The organism is Rhodococcus sp. OAS809, from assembly GCF_040546695.1.
In the GTDB taxonomy this organism is placed as follows: Bacteria; Actinomycetota; Actinomycetes; order Mycobacteriales; family Mycobacteriaceae; genus Rhodococcus_F; species Rhodococcus_F qingshengii.
In genome coordinates, this window is record NZ_JBEPOI010000002.1 from 3300151 (window position 1) to 3320772 (window position 20622).

The following is a 20622-nucleotide window of genomic DNA, read 5'->3' on the forward strand; positions in this document are numbered from 1 at the left end:
TCCATTTCAGCTCAGATGATGCACTTCCTGCAGTCCGTACACCGGCGTCGGGATGCCCTCGTAACGCGCCTTCAATTGCAACGCCAAGTACAGCGAGTAGTGGCGCGACTGGTGCAGATTGCCTCCGTGGAACCACAGCGCTTCCTGCTGCGTCGGCTTCCACATGTTGCGCTGCTCGCCTTCCCACGGTCCCGGATCCTTGGTGGTGTTCGACCCCAGGCCCCACACCTTGCCGACCTTGTCGGCGGTGTCCTGACCGATCAGATCCGCCACCCAGCCGTTCATCGAGCCGTAGCCGGTCGCGTAGACCACCACGTCGGCAGGCAATTCCGTACCGTCTTCGAGAATCACGCTGTTCTCGGTCAGCTCACGAACATTGCCGTGCGCGAGCTTGATGTCTCCATTGGCAACCAGTTCGGCAGCGCCGACATCGATGTAGTAGCCCGAGCCACGGCGTAGGTACTTCATGAACAGGCCCGAACCGTCGTCGCCCCAGTCGTGCTCGAAGCCCGCCTTCTCGAGGCGATCGTAGAAATCCTTGTCGCGCTCACGGATTGCGTCGTACACCGGGATCTGGAACTCGTGCATGATCCGGTACGGCAGCGAACCGAACGTGAGGTCCGCCTTGTGTGTCGTCATGCCGGCGGCCAGTGCTCGCTCCGAGTACAGATCGCCCAAGCCCAAATCCATCAGCGAATCCGACTTCACGATGTGCGTCGAGCTGCGCTGCACCATCGTGACGTCGATGCCGTTCTCCCACAGTGCGCCGCAGATGTCGTGCGAGGAGTTATTGGCCCCGATCACGACGACCTTCTTGCCCACGTACTGATCCGGGCCGGGGTGCTTACTCGAGTGGTGCTGATCGCCGAGGAACTTGTCCTGCCCGGGGAACGTCGGAACGTTGGCCTTGCCGGACATACCCGTCGCCATCACCAACTGCTTGGGACGCAACGTCAGCTTCTCGCCGTTGCGGTTGACCTCGACGGTCCATTCCTGGGTCTTCTCGTCGAACGACGCAGAGGTGCAGGTCGTGGAACTCCAGTACGGAACCTCCATGACCTTGGTGTACATCTCGAGCCAGTCGCCGATCTTGTCCTTGGGCGCGAACACCGGCCAGTTGTCGGGGAACGGCATGTATGGCAGGTGGTCGTACCAAACCGGATCGTGCAGGCACAGGGACTTGTAGCGTCCACGCCACTGGTCGCCCGGCCGCTCGTGGCTGTCGATCACGATGGCCGGAACTCCGAGTTGGCGCATCCGGGCGCCGAGCGCGATGCCGCCCTGGCCGCCGCCGACGATCACGACGTAAGGCTGTGTGGTGTAACCGAGTTCGCGGTCTTCGATCTCCTTCTGCTCGGCCCACGTGATGCGGTTCGGGTCTGCCCCATGCTTGGCGCCGCGCGGACGACGAGTGCCCTTGCCTTCTTCGTGTCCCTTCAACTCCTGCAGCGACGTCAGCAGGGTCCAACCTTCATCTCCCTTCAAACGAAGGTGCCCGTGCGCGCGACCGGTTGCAGTCTCGAACTCGATCCAGGCTGACGTAACGCCGTCGGCCTCGTCGGGTGTCTCGGTCGTCCGAAATCCCGAAGGATCGGTGTCGTCGAGTCGCGCGGAGAGCATGTCGGCGATCTGCTCGCGACCCTCGACGGTCTTGATGTTCCAGGTGAACGACACCAGGTCTCGCCAGAAGCTGTCGAGTGCGAATTTGCCTGCCACACGCTCGATGTCACGAGCCGCGAGGGCCGACTCGAAATCCGCCAGCCAGGCGTCGACGCGCTCCTGAGGTGTCACCGCCGTCAACTTCACCTCGGGGGTGACTGCGGAATCGATGGTTTGCGTCATCACTTCTCCTTGTTTGTGAATGTGACACACAGCACATCCCATAAGTGGCCCCGGTCACAAGCGTTGCAGTCTGTTGCAATCAGTGGACGCGGTGCCGGCGTCCGATACCGGTTACCCGCACCGAGGTGCGGGCAACCGACTCACCCCTCAGCAGGCTTGAATCTGCCGAGTCCCAGCGACTGAAATCCCACGACGTAGAACAGCGTCCACAACACGGCCCAGTCCACGAAACCCAGTGCATTGCCGTGCAATCCGTCGACAACTGCCGGCTCGTGAAGAATGTGCTCTGCTGCAAAGCGGTAATAGAACAAGAATGTGACCACCGCGAGCACAAACGTGAGCAGCGCGCGGATCGCCAGGTTGACCCCGTCCGCAAAGCCCGTGGGTTTGTTACCGAAGGCGTTGGCCCAGAAGATCATCCAGAATGCCCAGCACACACCGAGCTGCGCCGGGAACTGATGGACCACACCGCCCAACTCGGCAACGGCATCGCTTCCCAAAAGTGCCTTCACCACTGGAAGCGCCACGAAGTACAAGCCGGTTCCGACGGCGAAGTTACCGATCGTGGCTGCGAGCGCCGTCTTACCGCCGCCGCCGAACAGTCGCCACGGCCAGTTGTCGAGCGTCTGGCCAGTCAGGATCACGACCACCACGACGCAGTAGAACCACCCGAGTACGGTGTCGACGGTCATCAACGGATCCGTGGCGGACAGCGACACGGACGGCAGACCGAACACGAAGTACAGCGCCAGCGTCGGAACGGCGACAAACGCGATCTCACACAAACCCACCAACGGCTGCTTCATCCCCAGGGAAGTCCACGGCCAATGCTGCCAGTTCAGGACCACCATCACCCAGGTCCCGAAGCCGAAGAGCACGAACAGCGCACCCGCGAAATATCCGAGGCCGCCCTCACGATCGGCCGCGAAATCCGGGTACAAACTCCCCAAGCCGTTTGCCAGGAGCCACGTCACCACGACGGCGAAGACCGCGGTTGCGACCATGATCGCCAGGCCTTTCGCCGGCTGCGGGAGTCGGTCGAAGCCGGCGAACTCGCAATTGAAGCCGATGAACACCACAAAAAGGATTGCCCAGAAAAGCGCCGCGTTGAACGGCAGAGGATAGAAACTCCAGGGACTGGTGGTCGGATCGGCGAGCAGGTACCAACTCGCAACCGCCAGCACGAGAACGATCACGAGGTTCGCGATCCCGAACCCGATCCAGCGGCGTGACGGTTGTCGGCTCGGCGTGGCCGGTTCCGTGGGTGTGTCGACTGTAGCGGTCATGTTCCCTCTCCCAGATTGTCTCGCAAGATGATTCGCGAAGTGGTTGCGCAACTATGGAGCCGTCGCGCGGGACATCGGGAGGGTTGCCGAGGGTTGCAACCGCTGCCCCATTCTGCGGAATTGCAACACGGTGCAACCCTTCCGCATTGTGGTCGCCGTCACATACAAATCACTCACCGGTTCACAACCGACTGGTTCACTGCTTACGAGGAGATCTGCATGAGCATCACGGGCAAGGTAGTACTGGTCACCGGCGCCGGCCAAGGCATCGGACGCGGAATCGCTCTCCGCCTCGCCCACGACGGCGCCGACATCGCGTTGGTCGACCTCGACCAGACCAAGCTGGATGCGGTTGCCGACGAGATCAGACGGATCGGCCGTCGTGCAACGACGTTTGTCGCCGATGTCAGCGATCGCGCGCAGGTTCACGCCGCAGTCGAACACGCGCACAGTGAGTTGAGCGGATTCGACGTCATCGTCAACAACGCGGGAATCGCTCTCGTCGGCCCGATCTCCGACGCGACGCCGGAAGAGGTCTCCAAGATCTGGAGCGTCAACGTCGACGGCGTCCTGTGGGGAATTCAAGCTGCAGCAGCAAAGTTCCAAGCTCTGGGTCAGCGCGGAAAGATCATCAACGCGTCATCCATCGCCGGCCACGACGGGTTCGCCATGTTAGGTGTTTACAGCGCAACAAAATTCGCGGTCAGGGCCCTCACTCAGGCTGCAGCCAAGGAATACGCGTCCGACGGAATCACCGTCAACGCGTACTGCCCCGGCGTCGTGGGCACCGACATGTGGGTGACGATCGACAAGAGGTTCGCCGAATTGACCGGTGCACCAGAGGGCGCCACGTACGAGAAGTTCGTCGGCGGAATTGCGCTGGGTCGAGCTGAAACCCCCGACGATGTCGCCGGTTTCGTCTCGTACCTTGCCGGGCCCGATTCCGACTACATGACCGGTCAGGCCGGTCTCATCGACGGCGGCCTCGTCTACCGCTGACCGCGGTGTCTTCACTGAAAGCGGTGTCTTCACTGAAAGCGGTGTCTTCGCTGAAAAAGCGGTTGCCCGAGCCCGCGATGCCGCCCGGTGAGGATCCTCGCGACTACGCGAGGACCCTCGCCGCGGTGTACGACGCGACGATGGCCGGAGACCGCGCACCGGCCCGCCCCAGGGACGTGGTCCGCCAATCGTGGCAACGCCTGCGCGAGTTAGGTATCGACCCCGAACACAACCGGGTCGAACCGTCCATGGACGTCGCCGAACTCGATCTCCGTCGTCGTGAGTCCGGACTGTACGACGTGCTCGACGACGTGACGCGTGGACTCGAATCGGTTACCGCGAGCGGTGAGAACATCATGGTCGTCGCAGATCTTCGCGGAACTGTTCTGTGGCGCAGCGGGTCCCATCGAGTACTGGACCAAGCTGCGCGTCTGGGATTTGTCGAGGGTGCGAACTGGGCCGAGGACAGCGTCGGCACCAACGCCATCGGAACGGCATTGGTGTCACGACAGGCGGTTCAGATCTTCTCGGCGGAACACTATGCGCGCAGCCATCATCCGTGGACCTGCGCGGGGGCACCCATCCGCGATCCGCGGGACGACCGTGTCATCGGCGTCGTCGACATCAGTGGTCCCGCCAAGACCGTCCACCCCACCACACTCGCTCTGGTCGACGCCGTCGCACGCCTCGCGCAATCACACCTACGCGACAAGCATCGGGACAATCTCGATCAATTGCGTTCTGTTGCAGGGCCGATGCTTGCACGTAGCGGATCACCGGCATTGGTGATCGATACTCATGGCTGGGTAGCGGCGGTCGATGCGCTACCTCATCGCTCGCGCGTGCTGCTCCCCGCGGCTCTGGCTCCCGGCAGGACGTGGTTCCCCGCTTTGGGTCTGTGCGAACTGGATCCACTTCCCGGCGGGTGGGTGGTCCGGCCGATCGCCACCGGCGAGAAAATCAGTGCGCCCACGGTGCATATCGATCTGCGCGATTCCGAGAACATGTCGGTGACCGTCACGTCGGGGTTGGGCGAATGGGCCTACTCCCCGACCCAGCGGCATGCGGAGATTCTGTTTCTCCTCGGATCCGAGAGGCGTGGACTGACCGCATCGCGGTTGGCGCAGGATCTTTTCGGTGACCCGGCCCGCACGGTGACCGCGCGGGCCGAGATGTCGCGTCTGCGCAAGAACCTTGCCGGAGTTGTTGCAGCGCAGCCGTACCGGTTCGTCGATGCAGCGCACGTCACGCTTTCCTGCCCCGACGACGGTGCACATCTGTTGCCGTTCTCGAACGCCCCGGCAGTTCGTGCCGCTCGCCTTACTCAGGCCGGTTCGGAGGCCTGAGTAAGCAACTGCAGAAACACCTCTTCGGGTTGAGCGCCGGATACTGCGACCGCACGGTTGGCGACGAAGAACGGAACGCCGCTGACCTGCAGTTGGCGGGCCATGGACAGATCTTCGCGAACAGCCTCGGCTGCGGCATCGGAGCCCAGTTGCTCGCGCACGACGTCGGCGTCGAGGCCGACGCTCACGGCCAGCTCGACCAGCACCTCACGGTCGTCGATCACCTTGCCGTCGCTGAAGTGCGCTTTGAACAGCGCTTCGAGGAGTTCGTTCTGCCGCTCACCCGCGAGATGCAGCAACCTGTGCGCATCAAAGGTGTTGGCGGCGATCACGGTGTCGAAGTCCAAGGTCAAGCCGACCTCGGCTGCCGTCGCGCTGACGTGGGCGAACATCTGACGTACCTGTTCAGGCGCCATCCCCTTCATCTCGACCAAGGCGTCGAGTTCGGTTCGTCCCTCTCCCACCGGGGTCTCCGGAGCGAGCTGGTACGAGCGCCAGATGACGTTGACGCGGTCCTTGTTCTCGAAACGATCCAGAGCCGAAAGGAACCTGGTCTTTCCGATGTAGCACCACGGACAAGCGACGTCAGACCACACTTCGATGGTCACGTCTTGGTCAATCACGATTTGATCAGTCACCGAAGGTGCAACAACGAACAGGGCCGGGATTAGTCCCGGCTCACGTCACGAGGTCACAGAATCACGTGACCAGACCACACCGGAACGCGATCAACGACGCACTCACCCGGTTGGGCACACCGAGCTTGGCGAACAACGAGGAGATATGCGTCTTGACGGTGGTCTCACCGAGGTACAGCCGCTCCGCGATGACGCTGTTGGCCGCGCCTGTCGCCAGGATTGTCAGCACTTCGCGCTCACGCTCGGTGAGCGAAGCGAGGGGAGTCAGGTCGGGTGCTTGCCGACGCGGCGCCGAGGCCACGATGGCACGTAGAGAATCGGAGCTGAACAACGAGTGGTCCGACGCCACCACCCGTACTGCCTGCTGGAACGCCTGTGGGGCCGCGTCCTTGCTCAGGAAACTGTGCGCGCCCGCCTCGACCGCTTGCACGACCATGTCGTCGACGTCGAAGGCGGTCATCGCAATGACCTTCGGCGGATTGCTCATGGTCATCAATTCACGCGTGGCCTCCAAGCCGCCGACCCGTGCCATCTTCAGATCCATCAGCACCACGTGCGGACGAAAACGAGTGACCTTGGCTGCGACCTGATCGCCGTCCTCGGCCTCGGCAACCACCACGATGTCCGGCGCTGCTTCCAGGATGTCTTTCATTCCGCGCCGAACCCAGGCGTCGTTGTCGACGATCAAAACTGTGATGCGCGGAGTCAGCGTCCATAGTGCGCTCAGATTACCCAGAGCCCCCGACAGTCGGAGGGTGGGAGGGTTACGACGACCAGGGCACCCAGCAACTGACGAGGAAATCGTCCCCCAGCGCGCCTGCCTCCACCTTGCCGCCGATCTCTCTTGCCTGTTCGGCCAACCCGCGTAGGCCGGACCGTGAACCGATCGACGTCATGGGTGCAAGCTCGCTCAGCTTGTTGCGTGCGAGGATACGAATTCCGTCGTGCGGCGACCCGGTCACCGAAATGACGAGCATCTGGTCGCTCGCGTACTTCTGGACGTTGGTCAACGATTCCTGAACGACGCGATAACAGACGTGGCCCGCCAGCATTCCGACATCACCCGGGAGCAACTCCGATTCGAGACGGCAGTGAATGCCCGCGGCGCGTGCACCGTTGACCAGATCGCCGATCGCGTCGATCCCCTGGTGCCCGCCGTGTTCGCGGCGATCACCGCTTCCCCTGAGCACTCCGACGATTCCCTTCAATTCGTCCAAAGCCTCGTGCGCGGTGGTTCTGATCATCGCAGCGGTGTTGACCACCTTCTCGGGATTGTCTGCCGCGCTGACCTGTAACCCACCGGCGAACAACGAAATCCGGCTCAGACTGGCCGCGATCGTGTCGTGCATGTCGCGCGCGATCCGCGTTCGTTCCTCGGTGCGAATCATCTCGTCGCGCATCACGTCTGTTTTCTCGGTGGCAAGATCCCGTACGTGTTCGGCCTCGACGAGTTCGGTTCTGGTCCGAATCAGGAGCGAGAGCGCCACGACGATGCCGACCATGACGGCTGCGACGAGCCACGGGATCCAGATGGCGACGTCGTATTGAACAACCGCCGAACCGTCCTTGGGTTTCATCGTTCCAATCGTGAGAACGGAGTACTCACGATTGCGAAAAGCGTCGTAGGTCAACGAAATTCCGCACGCGACGAAGACAGCTGCCGCAGCGGCAGCAAGCCGAGGCCCACGCGCGATCCGAGCAACGGCGAACAATGCGATGAGCGCCGCCGTCGCATCGGTGGGGAAGAACAACGGGCCGACCAGCGTGATCGCCAGAACCACCCAGGGATACTGATGGCGCCACACAAGCGATATCCCACCGGCCACGCCCAGGACGAACCCGATACCGACCAATACCGGTGGCATATTTCCCGACGCGCTTGCGATGCCCACCGTCATGAAGGAACAGAAAAGGCTGAACGCGACAGCGGCGGTAGTCCATACGCGTCGTCGCACAGCGGTTCCTTTGGTGGTGATCACCGAGCAAGCGTATCCACCGCCACCGACGCCTCGAATCAGCCGAACGGGTGGACGAACCGCCAGGCTCCGACCGAAAGGATGAGGCGGACCGATCTTTCGACCGAAGCGGTGAGCAGTCCTCACATCGTTGACTTGTGCCATACCAACTCTCGAAAGGCGCACATCATGCGATCACTCCGCACTCCCCTCGCCCTCCTCGCCGTCGGCGCAGCCCTGTTCGCAACCATCGCCTCGGGCGAGACCGACGAAGCGAAGAAGGTCGACGACAACGGTTCTTCCGCCGCACCTGCGGCCGCCTTCGGAATCGGTGACGTCGTCGAACTGGGCGACTGGCGCGTCCAGGTACACGGCGTCGTCGATCCCTACGTCTCGACCAATCAGTTCATCACCGCTGATCCCGGAAACCGTTACGTCGTGGTCGACACCGAGGTCACCAACAACAGTGACAAGCCGTCGACGGTCTCGTCGATGATGTGCTTCGAACTGCAGGACTCGGCAAACAAGTCGTACAACATCACGTTCACCGACAGCAGCACGTCGAGTGTCGACGGAGAACTCGCGCCGGGCGCTGCCAAGCGAGGCGAATTGGCGTACGAGGTCCCCGAAGCCGCCACCGGTCTGCGCCTTCAGTTCAAGTGCGATCTGTTCTCGTCCGGCTCGGCAACGATCAACCTGTCGTGAATCGTCCGGGCGATCTGCTGCTGAATCCGTGGGCACTGGTCTCGGTGGCCGTCATCTTGATCAACGACCACGTACTCAAAGGGGCATTCGGGAACACGATGACGGGCAAGCTGTCCGACGTCGCCGGTGTGTTCCTGCTTCCCATGCTTCTGCTCTCGGTTCTCGAGGTGCTCAGGCGAAGTCTGGTGGGGCGAGCAGCGATCGCCTGGTCCATCGTAGTCACGGGGATCGGCTTCGCCGCCGTGAAGGTGATACCGCCGATCGGCGACGCATACGAGTGGGTGATCGGGTTTCTCCGCCTGACCGCAGGAGGATTCCGCGGAGATCTCTTGCCGATCCTGGTCTATCGCGATCCCTCGGACCTGTGGGTGCTCCCGATCCTGTTCGCGAGCTACCTGGTCGTCACACACCACCGCACTCGGGCGCCGGAGGGGGCGCCCGAGCGCGAGATGATCAGTCCAGGGCCGCATCCAACGTGATGTCGACGCCGGTCAGTGCCTTGCTGATCGGGCAGGTTTCCTTGGCCGCCTGGGCAACCTTGGCAAAACCGTCGGCGTCGAGGCCGTCGACCTCGGCGCGAACGGTGAGCTTGATTCCGGTGAGCTTGAATCCGACCGTGTCGGGGCCGAGTGACACGTCCGCGGTGATGTCGAGGCTCTGGGGGGTCCCGCCGGCCTCGGCGATCAGGGCCGACAATTGCATCGCATAGCAGGACGAATGCGCCGCGGCGATGAGTTCCTCGGGGCTGGTGGTTCCGCCGGCCTCCTCAGCTGCGCGCTTGGGGAACGACACGTCGAAGGTGGCGACGCCCGAGCTGGTGAGTTCCACCTGTCCCGATCCGGCCTCGAGGGTGCCGTTCCAGGCGGTGCGTGCGGTACGAGTTGGCATTGCTGTCCCTACTTCCGTCTTCACATGATTCGGTGAACGCCTTGCGATCACGAACCTACCCGCGATACGTGAAGTCACACCTACTGTTTCGGGCGGGACTACCCGAGGAGCGTCGCGGACAGCAGTTTCTCGACGCGGGCCTGCGCGGAGTTCTCCGAGGAAAAGTGCACGATTCGGCCGATGTCGAAGACCAGTCCGAGCGCCGCGTGAACGAGGAACCGCGCTTGGACGATCGTCAACTCCGGACGCGCCTCGACACACAAGTGCGCCCACTCCTCGACGTTCAAACGCTGAATGTTGCGCAACTCGGTCCGTGATCGATCCGGCAAGCTGCCGATCTCGGCAAAGTACACGGCCAACAGTTCGCTGGTTCCGAACGAAACCTCGACGTACATCTTCGCCAACGTCTCGACGGCCGCGAGAGGAGTCTCCGACTCAGCCAACGCCGAGCCCAACGTCATAGTCAGACGATCGGACGCACGGTGGAAGGCCGCAGCAAGAAGGTCGGCCTTGCTCGCGAAGTGCCGATACACACTCGACGCGTTGATACCCGCCGCGGCACCGATCTCCTCGATGCTCACGTCGTGGTAGCCGCGCTGATAGAACAGCAACACTGCTTCCTGAAGCAGCACTTCGCGTTTCGACGTCCGTACGAGGCCTGTTTTGCGTTCGGACGCCCCTGCCCTCGCGCCGTCCTCCTCGGCAGCGGGCAATTCGACGCCGATGACGGACCAGCATGCCGCAAGAATCAGCGCTTCGATCTGCTTGGCGGACAACGCGGATCGATGACCGGTGATACTGGCGATCACACTGAGCACGGCGGGCGCGATGAGTTCTACATCCGCCGGGTCGAGTTCCGGACGAACCGCTGCCAGCGGCTCGGCGATCCGAAGATTGAGCGTGCGCATTCCCACCCGCAATTGCTCACGATCCTCGTCGACCAGATACCTGCCCTCCCATCGGTAGAGCCCTCCCCGGCGCCGATTCTCGATCGTCGCGCGGATGACACCCACCATCGTGGAGTTCAACTGCTCGCGTGGATTTTCGTTTCCGTGCACAGCTGGATCGCTGGCATCCAACAACGCCTGCGTCAGGTTGTTCACGGTGTAGACGAACAGGGCGTATTTCGTGGGGAAATGACGATAGAGGGCCGGACCGGAAATTCCGACCTTCGCTGCGATCTCGTCGATGCCCACCGCGTGGTAGCCACGTTCGCTGAATGCTTCCGCAGCAGCGGCCGCGATTTGCGCCTTCCGATTCTTCGGACGCGTCCGTGGTGCAGGGTCGCCGCCACGCACGGAGACGCGTGTCTGTCCGGGCACCTGACCCTCCACTTCCGTTGCTTTCTCTTGCACTGCCTTCGTCCGCTGCACCGCACTTCCACGGGCGCGAGTCCGAACGGATCATGTTAACCGTCGCGAAGGTCGCAATTCGCGCCCGGTACTGCTTCACCCGAAACCCTACAACGCAGTTGTAGCGGCGGACGGATTCCGGAAAAAGAGTCTTGACACCCGCTCTCTCAGCGGTGTTATGTTAGTGACGATTCGCACAACCTCGCACGTAGTCCGCTGGCGGGCTCGTTCCCTGCGGCGTGAAGTTTTCTTCGCCCGCAAGAGGGTTCGATGCCGAATGACCGACCGTAAGAAAGTAGTTGTGAGCAGATGATTCGCACTCGCTTCACCGAAATGTTCGGCGTTGACCATCCCATCGTGCAAGGGGGCATGATGTGGGTGGGACGGGCAGAACTTGTTGCGGCCACGGCAAATTCCGGCGCCCTCGGGTTCTTGACGGGCCTCACTCAACCCACACCGGAAGACCTCGTCAAGGAAATTGCTCGAACCCGCGATCTCACCGACAAGCCTTTCGGCGTCAATCTCACTATTCTGCCGTCGATCACGCCGCCGCCGTACGCCGAATACCGTCAGGCGATCATCGAATCCGGGATCAAGATCGTCGAAACCGCCGGTTCCAATCCGATCGATCATCTTCCGCATTTCAAGGACGCGGGCGTGAAGGTTATCCACAAGTGCACTGCAGTTCGACATGCGGTCAAAGCCGAGAGACTGGGCGTCGACGCCGTCAGCATCGACGGCTTCGAATGCGCCGGGCACCCAGGCGAGGACGACATACCAGGGCTCATTCTGATTCCGGCGGCCACGCAGCAACTCACGATTCCGGTGATCGCTTCAGGCGGAATCGCAGATTCACGTGGACTCGTCGCGGCGCTTGCGCTCGGAGCAGACGGCGTCAACATGGGAACTCGCTTCATGTGTACCGTGGAATCCCCTGTCGCACAATCGGTTAAAGAGCAGATTGTCGCAAACACCGAACGCGACACCAAGCTGATCTTCCGGACCCTTCACAACACCGCGCGCGTAGCCGCGAATGCGATCAGTGCCGAGGTCGTCGACATCGAAGCACGTGGCGACGCGCAGTTCAGCGACATTCAGCATCTGGTAGCCGGAGCCCGCGGACGCAAGGTCTTCGAGGACGGCGACCTCGATGCAGGCATCTGGTCCGCCGGACAGAGCCAAGGATTGATCAACGACATCCCGACCGTCGCAGACATGATCGACCGCATGGTCTCGGAGGCCGAACACCTCATCACTTCACGGCTTTCCGGATTCGTCACCGCTGTGAGCGCGGCATGACCGCCACCGCCGAGACGGGCTTTCGCTCCGAAATCACCGACGGTGTACTGCGATTGACCTTCGACCGCCCGAAGCGGATGAACGCGATCGATCTGCCCACGATGACTGCTTTCGCAGCTGCCGTCCACGACGGCGGCGCAGACCCGGCCGTTCGCACCATCGTCATCACCGGATCCGGTCGAGCGTTCTGCACCGGCGCCGACCTCGCCGCAGCGGCCGTCAACCCCGCAGACCCGAAAGTCGTCATGGATGCGGCGACGTCGCTGATTCGCGCCATCACCAGCGCCCCGGTCCCGGTGATCGCCGCGGTCAACGGTCCGGCCGCCGGCGTCGGAGTGTCCATCGCTTTAGCCGCGGACCTGACGTACGCCGCATCGAGCGCCTATTTCCTCCTCTCCTTCGTCAACATCGGTCTGATGCCCGACGGCGGCGCCAGTGCGTTGGTACCGGCAGCGATCGGACGCGCCCGAGCGGCCGAGATGGCATTGCTGGGCGAGCGAGTTTCCGCCGAGGACGCAGAGCGGTTCGGGCTCGTGTCCCGCACCGTCGCCGACGACGCGTTCGACGCACTCGTCGACTCCGTGGTCGATCGCACGTCGAAGGCTCCCCGACGCGCCCTCGAACTCACCAAGCGCGCACTCAATGCGGCGACACTGGACCGCCTCGATGATGCGCTGGAGCTCGAAAATACCGGTCAGGCAGAACTTCTCACTGGCGAGGACTTCAAAGAAGGCGCGATGGCGATGCTGCAGAAACGCGCGCCCCACTTCAAGTAATCACTGCGAATTTTCGTTAACAAAACCACTGTACGAATCGACGGCTCACTGTAGCCTGAGTCACACAATCACCCACGCATGAGAGGAACCCATCGATGGCCTCCACCGATGCAGTCTCCGAGGCGCAGCGTTCACGCCGCACCAACTGGAACAATCAGATCGCCAGGCATGCGCAGATGATTCCCGATCGCACCGCACTGCGATTCCTGGGCGATTCCATCACCTGGAGCACCCTCGACGCACGCGTCGAGAAGCTGGCGGACGCTCTTGCCCGACGCGGCGTCAGCTTCGGCGACCGCGTGCTCATCCTGATGCTCAACCGCCCCGAATACCTCGAGGTCGTGCTCGCGACCAACGCACTGGGCGCCATCGCTGTTCCGGTGAACTTCCGTCTGACACCACCCGAGGTCGCTTATCTGGTAAACGACTCCGGCTCCAAAGTCATTGTCGCCGAAGGACCGTTGGCTCCGTTGGCCGGAGCTGCGCGAGCCGCGTCCGAGGGTATCGACATCTCCATCACCGTAGGCGCCCCCGCCGAGGGTGACAGCCTGAATTACGAGGACTTGATCAGCGAAGAGGGCGAGTCGCACGCGTTCGTCGACATCCCGGACGACACTCCTGCACTCATCATGTACACCTCGGGAACCACCGGTCGCCCCAAGGGCTCGGTGCTCTCCCACTCCAACCTGTCTTCGCAAGCATTGACCTGTATCAGGGCCTTCCACCTGTTCAATGCCGATTCCATCGGCTTCTGCGCGTCGCCCATGTTCCACATCGCAGCCCTCGGTTCCATAGCGCCGAGCCTGCAACTCGGCACGACCACGGTGATCCATCCGGTCGGCGCATTCGACCCGGGTCAACTACTCGACATCCTGGAAGCCGAGAAGGTCACCAGCTTGTTCCTCGTGCCCGTGCAATGGCAGGCCGTGTGCGCCGTACAGAAGGCGCAACCTCGAGCACTGTCGCTGAAGAACATCTCGTGGGGCGCCGCACCGTCGTCCGATACGATCCTGCGGGCAATGGCCGAAACCTTCCCGGACGCATTCAATGTCGCGGTCTTCGGTCAGACCGAGATGTCGCCCATCACTTGCGTTCTCGACGGCGAGGATGCGATTCGTAAGCTCGGATCCGTCGGTCGGGTCATCCCGACCATCTCGGCCAGGGTCGTCGACGAGAACATGGACGACGTGGCGCCCGGTGAAATCGGTGAAATCGTCTACCGCGGGCCCACGATGATGAGCGAATACTGGAACAACCCCACCGCCACCGCTGACGCCTTCCACGGTGGATGGTTCCACTCCGGCGATCTCGTTCGAGTCGACGACGAAGGCTTCGTCTACGTCGTGGATCGCAAGAAGGACATGATCATCTCCGGCGGAGAGAACATCTACTGCGCGGAGGTGGAAAACGTTCTCTACGAACACGAATTGATCGTCGAAGCGGCCGTCGTCGGTCGCCCCGACACCAAGTGGGGCGAGGTGCCGGTAGCGATCGTCGCGATGGCGCCAGGTTCAGCCGTGGACCTGACCATCGAGGAGCTGAGCAGCTTCCTCAACGATCGTCTCGCGCGCTACAAGCACCCGAAGGACATCGTCGTCGTGGAAGCACTGCCGCGCAATGCAAGCGGCAAGGTCGTCAAGGGTGAACTGCGAGAGAAGGTTCGAGCGGTCGACGCAGTTTCCTGACTTCACACGCAAACGGGCGGCACCTCCAGCGAGGTGCCGCCCGGTTTGTGTGTGCCCGTCAAGCCCTCTGCGAATGCAACTTCCGATGCAGTTCTCGCACCAGCGGAACCAACTCCGGCACCGGGCCTTCGACCGGGACGTTCGGCGCAACCTCGTTGACGGACAGAGACTTCACCGGCGCCGGGGACACACCCCACTCCGCGAGCCAGTCGCCGAGTTGGGCCGAAGAGCAGATGTAGACGATCCGTCCGAGGCCCACCCACGCGTGCGCGGCCGAACACATCGCGCAGTGCTCTCCCGAGGTGAACACCGTTGCCGTCGAACGCTCGTCCGGCGTCAGATACTGGGCCGCCCACCGAGCCAGCTCGAACTCGGGGTGGCGAGTGTTGTCGCCGCCCGCGATCCGGTTTCGATCTTCCGCCAGAAATGTTCCGTCGGCCGCTGCCAGGACGGAACCGAAAGGTTCGTCGCCCGCATCCAATGCTTCCGTTGCCAATTCGACGCAACGACGCAGGTGACCCAGTTCGATGTCGTTCATGTGTACGCCCTCTCCCGTGATACACGAAACGGGCGGCACCGGTGAGGTGCCGCCCGTTCGTTACCTACTCTGCTGTACTACTCTGCTGCGCTTTCGCTTTCGCCGGCCTTGGTCAGCTCGATCGGCGGTGCGTCCGGCACGTCGATCGGCTTCTTGGTAGGCGTGAACGTGAACTTCGCGTCCTCGCCCGAGCCTTCGCCGTCCCAGTTCTCGACGTCGACGAGCACGATGTGGCCGGGTCCGATCTCTCCGAAGAGGATCTTCTCGGACATCTGGTCCTCGATCTCGCGCTGGATGGTGCGACGCAGCGGTCGTGCACCCAGTACGGGATCGAATCCGCGCTTGGCCAGAAGCGACTTGGCCTTGTCGGTGACCTCCATGGCCATGTCCTTGTTCTTGAGTGCCGCCTCGACGCGAGCGAGCATCAGGTCGACCATCTGAACGATCTGCTCGTTCGTGAGCTGATGGAAGACGACGATGTCGTCGATACGGTTCAAGAACTCGGGACGGAAGTGCTTCTTCAGCTCGTCGTGAACCTTGAGCTTCATGCGCTCGTAGTTCGACTCCGTGCCCGTTCCCGAGCTGAAGCCCAGGCCGACTGCCTTGGAGATGTCCGACGTACCGAGGTTGGACGTGAAGATCAGCACCGTGTTCTTGAAGTCGACGGTACGTCCCTGACCGTCGGTGAGACGGCCGTCCTCGAGCACCTGCAGGAGGGTGTTGTAGATCTCCTGGTGTGCCTTCTCGATCTCGTCGAACAGCACGACGCTGAACGGCTTGCGGCGCACCTTCTCGGTGAGCTGGCCACCCTCTTCGTATCCGACGTACCCGGGAGGGGCACCGAACAGACGTGAAGCGGTGAAGCGGTCGTGGAACTCGCCCATGTCGATCTGGATCAAGGCGTCGTCGTCGCCGAACAGGAAGTTGGCGAGCGACTTCGCGAGCTCCGTCTTACCGACACCGGACGGGCCGGCGAAGATGAACGAGCCCGAGGGACGCTTGGGATCCTTCAGACCTGCACGCGTACGACGGATCGCCTTCGAGACGGACTTGACCGCCTCTTCCTGGCCGATGATCCGCTTGTGCAGTTCCTCTTCCATGCGGAGCAGACGAGTGGTCTCCTCCTCGGTGAGCTTGAAGACGGGGATACCGGTCCAGTTGCCCAGAACCTCGGCGATCTGCTCGTCGTCGACCTCGGCAATGACGTCCAGGTCGCCCGCACGCCACTGCTTCTCACGCTCAGCGCGCTGAGCAACGAGGGTCTTCTCCTTGTCACGCAGGTTCGCAGCCTTCTCGAAGTCCTGCGCGTCGATCGCGGACTCCTTCTCGCGACGCGCGTCGGCGATGCGATCGTCGAATTCGCGCAGGTCCGGCGGTGCAGTCATCCGACGGATGCGCATTCGCGCGCCCGCCTCGTCGATGAGGTCGATCGCCTTGTCCGGCAAGAAGCGGTCGTTGATGTAGCGGTCGGCCAGCGTCGCCGCTGCCACGAGAGCACCGTCCGTGATGGAGACACGGTGGTGAGCCTCGTAGCGGTCACGAAGACCCTTGAGGATCTCGATGGTGTGCTCGACGGTCGGCTCGCCCACCTGAACGGGCTGGAAACGACGCTCGAGGGCAGCATCCTTCTCGATGTACTTGCGGTACTCGTCGAGCGTGGTGGCACCGATGGTCTGCAGCTCACCGCGAGCAAGCTTGGGCTTGAGGATGGAGGCCGCGTCGATAGCGCCCTCGGCCGCGCCCGCACCCACGAGGGTGTGCAGCTCGTCGATGAACAGGATGATGTCGCCGCGGGTGTTGATCTCCTTGAGAACCTTCTTCAGGCGCTCTTCGAAGTCACCGCGGTAACGGCTGCCGGCCACGAGCGACCCGAGGTCGAGCGTGTACAGCTGCTTGTCCTTGAGGGTCTCGGGGACCTCACCGTTGACGATTGCCTGAGCCAGGCCCTCGACCACAGCGGTCTTACCGACACCGGGTTCACCGATGAGAACCGGGTTGTTCTTGGTACGACGCGAGAGAACCTGCATGACACGCTCGATTTCCTTCGAGCGGCCGATGACCGGGTCCAGCTTGCCTTCGAGGGCAGCTTGCGTCAGGTTGCGACCGAACTGGTCGAGCACGAGCGAGGTGGACGGCGTGCCGGCCTCTCCGCGGGTGCCACCGGTTTCGGTGGGCTCTTTGCCCTGGTAGCCCGACAGCAGCTGGATGACCTGCTGGCGGACGCGGTTGAGATCGGCACCGAGCTTGACCAGAACCTGGGCTGCTACGCCCTCACCCTCACGGATGAGACCGAGCAGGATGTGCTCCGTACCGATGTAGTTGTGTCCGAGCTGCAGCGCTTCGCGCAGACTCAGCTCGAGGACTTTCTTGGCGCGCGGTGTGAAGGGGATGTGACCGGACGGAGCCTGCTGGCCCTGGCCGATGATCTCCTCGACCTGGCTGCGGACTCCCTCGAGGGAGATACCCAACGACTCCAACGACTTGGCTGCGACACCTTCGCCCTCGTGAATGAGGCCGAGAAGGATGTGCTCCGTGCCGATGTAGTTGTGGTTGAGCATCCTGGCTTCTTCTTGAGCCAGGACAACAACGCGCCGCGCGCGATCGGTGAACCTCTCGAACATCGCTCTCCCTCACACTCTCCGGCGGGCAGGTTCGAGACCGGATGTCTCGTCCCTGGTCGCCGCGTTTCGCTCCGGCACTACAGACTGATCGCCTCGCCGGTCAGCGGACTGACGTCCACGAATCGACAAAGGTTGCACGACCCCACTTATTACTCTAGAGGGCGCGAAGTCCACCTGCTGCTCCTCCACCCGATTGGCGGCGGAAGCCGGACTGCTTACCGTTCACAACGTCGCAGCTGAGGGAATCGTTTCCCGGTTCCTGTACGCCTGAAGCGAACAGCGATTTTCGACGCCTGATCAGCCGAATATCGGGAGTACCCGAGCGCACGGCACCTCACGCGGATTCGACGGATCCAGCGCGTTGAGCGTCAGAGTCGCCGTTCGCTGCGACGCCACCAGCGCGATGTGATCCGACAGGTCCTGCTCGCAACCGTCCTGAACAACTATGTTCGACGCGTTCGACGCGGCCAGTATTCCGCTGCTGTACGGAACGACCACTTGATCGAACCGAGTCACGATGTTGGTGTACTCGACGTCATCGGAGTAGACGCCCGCGTCGCGCAGTTCGGTGACGAAGCTGGCGTTGTCGAAATCCGGTCCCCCGACGCCTTCCGGCGGGCCGACCTCCGAGCCGTCCCACAACGGAGCGATGGAGACGATCTTGGAAACGTGCGTGTCACCGCCGAGGAACTTGGCGTAGTAGGCACTGACCGTCGTCCCCTGGGAGTGCCCGATCAGGTCGACCTTCGAGGCACCCGTCGCAGAGAGAACGTCGTTGACGAAGTCCGACAGCTGCCCTGCGCTGTCTCCGAGTGGTGCGAGACCGCCGGCTGCGGAAATCGGCCACGGCTGGTCCGTTCGATTCCCGAAGGTGAGCGCAAAAACGCAGTATCCCTCGTTGGCTAGTACGGGTGCGAGTACGCCCCAATTGGTCTGACGGTTGGCCGCCGTCCCGTGCACCAGGACGACTGGATCAGGATGAGCAGCGGAAGGCGTGCACGAGAAGTCGTTGGTGCCAGGGGCCGATCCGCCCGGGCTGGTCGCTTCGAGGGCGATTCCACTGAGGAAACCGGACGGAACGGGAAGAGGTTCGTTCGCCGACGCAAGAGACGGCGCGGACACGGCCACGGCTCCCGCCACAGCGAGAGCGCCCACGCATGTTCGAATCCCCACCGAAGGCCTCCGCAAAGTGATCAACCCACGACGGGCAATACCGAGTTGCACGGTACCGGCCGCTGATGCGCGGGGTCGAGTGCATTGAGAGCAAAAGTCGCGGCGCGCAGCGATGCCGCGATGGCGAGGTGATCGGAGATGTCTTGCTCACAACCGTCCTGGACGACGATGTTGGTGGCGTTCGGCCCAGGCTCCAGCCCATTTGTATACGGCAGCACCAGTTCGTCGTAGCGGGTCGTGATGTTCGTATAGTGAACACCCGGCGCGTAAACGCCTCCCGCACGGAGATTTTCGATGAACTCCGAGCCTGCCCCCATGTTCAGACATGCCTTGCAGATCGGGAATCCGGCCTGCGCTGCCTCGGATACCCCGAGTTCGCGAAGGCTGCGGCCGACACTTGCCTGCTCGTTTCCGAGCGTTCCCTTCCACAGCGACGCCACCGAGACGATGTTGTCCACTTTGTCGGCACCACCGAGGAACTTCGCGTAGTACCCGTTGATGATGGTGCCCTGGGAATGTCCGATCAGATCTACCGATGTAGCACCCGTGGCATCAAGTACTTGATCGACAAAATTCGACAATTGCGCTGCGCTGGAAGGAATTTCCTGCATTCCACCGATGGCCGACAACGGCCACGGCTGCTCGGGGAAGTTGCCGTATGTCAGCGCGAAGACGCAGTAGCCCTCGTTGGCGAGCAACGGCGCATAGGTGGCCCAGTTGGTCTGCCTGTTTCCACCCGTTCCGTGAACGAGCACAACCGGATTGGGATGTTCGGCAGTCGGTTTACACGAAAAGTCATTGGATCCAGGAGCTGAACCGCCAGGATTTCCCAACTCCTGAGGAACACCGGCAAGGAAGGCATTGGGCACGGGCAACGGGGCCTGAGCCGAAGCCACGGAGGTGAACCCGACGAGCATCAGAGCGGCAAGAACCACGCCCCCGAACAACCTGTTTCTGTGCACGACCGACTCCTCTACGAGAGATGCGAACCGTGCAGACGCTAACAAACTAGAACGCGTTATCAATCCGTTTCGGCAAAATGCGCCCGAATCCATTCGCGATCCATTTCAGACGGCCTTTTCGTAGGCTCGGCGCACCTCGGTGGAAATACGACCGCGGGCCGAAATCTCGAAGCCGGCACCCTTGGCCCATTCGCGGATGGCGGCACTCTGATCGCGGTCCGCAACGGGACGGGATTTGGTCACCGCTCCGTTGACTGATTTGGCGGAATTCGACTTTCTCGCATGAGGAATCCACTTTTTCAGTGCATCGCGCAGTTCCGCGGCGTGGGCGGCGGTGAGATCGATTTCGTAAGCAACTCCGTCGACGGAAAACTCCACAGTTTCGTCCGCGGGCGATTTTTTGTCCAGATCGTCAACCATCGTGACAACAACCTTTTTCACCACGACCATTCCTCCCCAGATCCTTCGATAAGCAGCGACAATAGCACCTGGACAAACGTCCTGTCTTGGCTCGTCAGGATGATTGGGACTTCTCGCCGCCGGGTATGCCGGTCGAC

The 20622-nt window shown here is 62.3% G+C and carries 19 protein-coding genes; 7 read left to right on the forward strand and 12 right to left on the reverse strand.

What is annotated here, in order from left to right:
- Window positions 1–6 precede the first annotated feature (6 nt).
- Together ABIE52_RS18510 and ABIE52_RS18515 are read right to left on the reverse strand one after the other, a co-directional pair.
- Entirely contained in the window at window positions 7–1842 is a 1836-nt protein-coding gene (locus ABIE52_RS18510) for a flavin-containing monooxygenase (RefSeq protein ID WP_007726929.1), read from the reverse strand.
- Between the two features lie 140 nt (window positions 1843–1982).
- A complete protein-coding gene (locus ABIE52_RS18515) occupies window positions 1983–3128 on the reverse strand; it encodes a hypothetical protein (RefSeq protein WP_042451931.1) in 1146 nt (381 codons plus the stop codon).
- A gap of 219 nt (window positions 3129–3347) precedes the next feature.
- On the opposite strand from ABIE52_RS18515, the gene ABIE52_RS18520 reads away from it, so the two are divergent.
- Window positions 3348–4127 carry an acetoin reductase gene (locus ABIE52_RS18520; protein ID WP_042451932.1) on the forward strand — a complete coding sequence of 260 codons (780 nt, stop codon included), beginning with the start codon at window positions 3348–3350 and terminating at the stop codon, window positions 4125–4127.
- Window positions 4128–4204: 77 nt separating this feature from the next.
- The gene (locus ABIE52_RS18525; RefSeq protein WP_020968367.1) at window positions 4205–5473 is read left to right on the forward strand and encodes a GAF domain-containing protein; all 1269 of its coding nucleotides are present in this window, start codon (window positions 4205–4207) and stop codon (window positions 5471–5473) included.
- On the opposite strand, the gene ABIE52_RS18530 is transcribed toward ABIE52_RS18525, so the two are convergent.
- The 3 genes from ABIE52_RS18530 to ABIE52_RS18540 all read right to left on the reverse strand — a co-directional run bounded on the left by ABIE52_RS18530 (window position 5452) and on the right by ABIE52_RS18540 (window position 8231).
- Window positions 5452–6081: a DsbA family oxidoreductase gene (locus tag ABIE52_RS18530; protein ID WP_228232432.1), complete on the reverse strand. Its 630-nt coding sequence runs from the start codon at window positions 6079–6081 to the stop codon at window positions 5452–5454. The two genes, ABIE52_RS18525 and ABIE52_RS18530, sit on opposite strands and share 22 nt — an antisense overlap.
- Before the next feature lie 91 nt (window positions 6082–6172).
- Complete coding sequence (locus tag ABIE52_RS18535; RefSeq protein WP_502944850.1) at window positions 6173–6799, reverse strand: response regulator; 627 nt, start codon at window positions 6797–6799, stop codon at window positions 6173–6175.
- A gap of 76 nt (window positions 6800–6875) precedes the next feature.
- Window positions 6876–8231, reverse strand: coding sequence for a sensor histidine kinase (locus tag ABIE52_RS18540; RefSeq protein ID WP_042451936.1), 1356 nt, complete (start codon window positions 8229–8231; stop codon window positions 6876–6878).
- Window positions 8232–8255: 24 nt separating this feature from the next.
- On the opposite strand from ABIE52_RS18540, the gene ABIE52_RS18545 reads away from it, so the two are divergent.
- Entirely contained in the window at window positions 8256–8771 is a 516-nt protein-coding gene (locus ABIE52_RS18545; protein WP_003945701.1) for a DUF4352 domain-containing protein, read from the forward strand.
- Complete coding sequence (locus ABIE52_RS18550; RefSeq protein ID WP_042451938.1) at window positions 8768–9250, forward strand: hypothetical protein; 483 nt, start codon at window positions 8768–8770, stop codon at window positions 9248–9250. The genes ABIE52_RS18545 and ABIE52_RS18550 overlap by 4 nt, the downstream gene beginning before the upstream one ends.
- Here ABIE52_RS18550 and ABIE52_RS18555 read toward each other — a convergent pair.
- Window positions 9225–9659, reverse strand: coding sequence for an OsmC family protein (locus ABIE52_RS18555; protein ID WP_003945839.1), 435 nt, complete (start codon window positions 9657–9659; stop codon window positions 9225–9227). The genes ABIE52_RS18550 and ABIE52_RS18555 overlap by 26 nt on opposite strands.
- Window positions 9660–9757: 98 nt before the next feature.
- Window positions 9758–10981 carry a TetR/AcrR family transcriptional regulator gene (locus ABIE52_RS18560; RefSeq protein WP_039972781.1) on the reverse strand — a complete coding sequence of 408 codons (1224 nt, stop codon included), beginning with the start codon at window positions 10979–10981 and terminating at the stop codon, window positions 9758–9760.
- 339 nt (window positions 10982–11320) lie between these two features.
- Here ABIE52_RS18560 and ABIE52_RS18565 point away from each other — a divergent pair, with 339 nt between their 5' ends.
- From ABIE52_RS18565 to fadD5, 3 genes are all read left to right on the forward strand, one after another.
- Complete coding sequence (locus tag ABIE52_RS18565) at window positions 11321–12310, forward strand: NAD(P)H-dependent flavin oxidoreductase (protein ID WP_019746804.1); 990 nt, start codon at window positions 11321–11323, stop codon at window positions 12308–12310.
- Window positions 12307–13086 (forward strand): enoyl-CoA hydratase, encoded by a 780-nt coding sequence (locus ABIE52_RS18570; RefSeq protein WP_042451942.1) that lies wholly within the window; start codon window positions 12307–12309, stop codon window positions 13084–13086. Before ABIE52_RS18565 ends, ABIE52_RS18570 begins: the two co-directional genes overlap by 4 nt.
- A gap of 95 nt (window positions 13087–13181) precedes the next feature.
- Window positions 13182–14771: a fatty-acid--CoA ligase FadD5 gene (gene fadD5 / locus ABIE52_RS18575; protein WP_042451945.1), complete on the forward strand. Its 1590-nt coding sequence runs from the start codon at window positions 13182–13184 to the stop codon at window positions 14769–14771.
- Between the two features lie 58 nt (window positions 14772–14829).
- Here the strand turns inward: fadD5 and ABIE52_RS18580 are convergent, their stop codons facing one another.
- The 5 genes from ABIE52_RS18580 to ABIE52_RS18600 form a co-directional block, all read right to left on the reverse strand.
- Window positions 14830–15309 (reverse strand): nucleoside deaminase, encoded by a 480-nt coding sequence (locus ABIE52_RS18580; RefSeq protein ID WP_042451947.1) that lies wholly within the window; start codon window positions 15307–15309, stop codon window positions 14830–14832.
- 77 nt (window positions 15310–15386) lie between these two features.
- The gene (locus tag ABIE52_RS18585; protein WP_003945604.1) at window positions 15387–17930 is read right to left on the reverse strand and encodes an ATP-dependent Clp protease ATP-binding subunit; all 2544 of its coding nucleotides are present in this window, start codon (window positions 17928–17930) and stop codon (window positions 15387–15389) included.
- Window positions 17931–18227: 297 nt separating this feature from the next.
- Complete coding sequence (locus tag ABIE52_RS18590; protein ID WP_502944854.1) at window positions 18228–19097, reverse strand: esterase/lipase family protein; 870 nt, start codon at window positions 19095–19097, stop codon at window positions 18228–18230.
- Between the two features lie 26 nt (window positions 19098–19123).
- Window positions 19124–20020 (reverse strand): esterase/lipase family protein, encoded by an 897-nt coding sequence (locus ABIE52_RS18595; protein ID WP_047269726.1) that lies wholly within the window; start codon window positions 20018–20020, stop codon window positions 19124–19126.
- Between the two features lie 150 nt (window positions 20021–20170).
- The gene (locus tag ABIE52_RS18600; protein ID WP_003945673.1) at window positions 20171–20509 is read right to left on the reverse strand and encodes a histone-like nucleoid-structuring protein Lsr2; all 339 of its coding nucleotides are present in this window, start codon (window positions 20507–20509) and stop codon (window positions 20171–20173) included.
- Window positions 20510–20622: the final 113 nt, after the last annotated feature.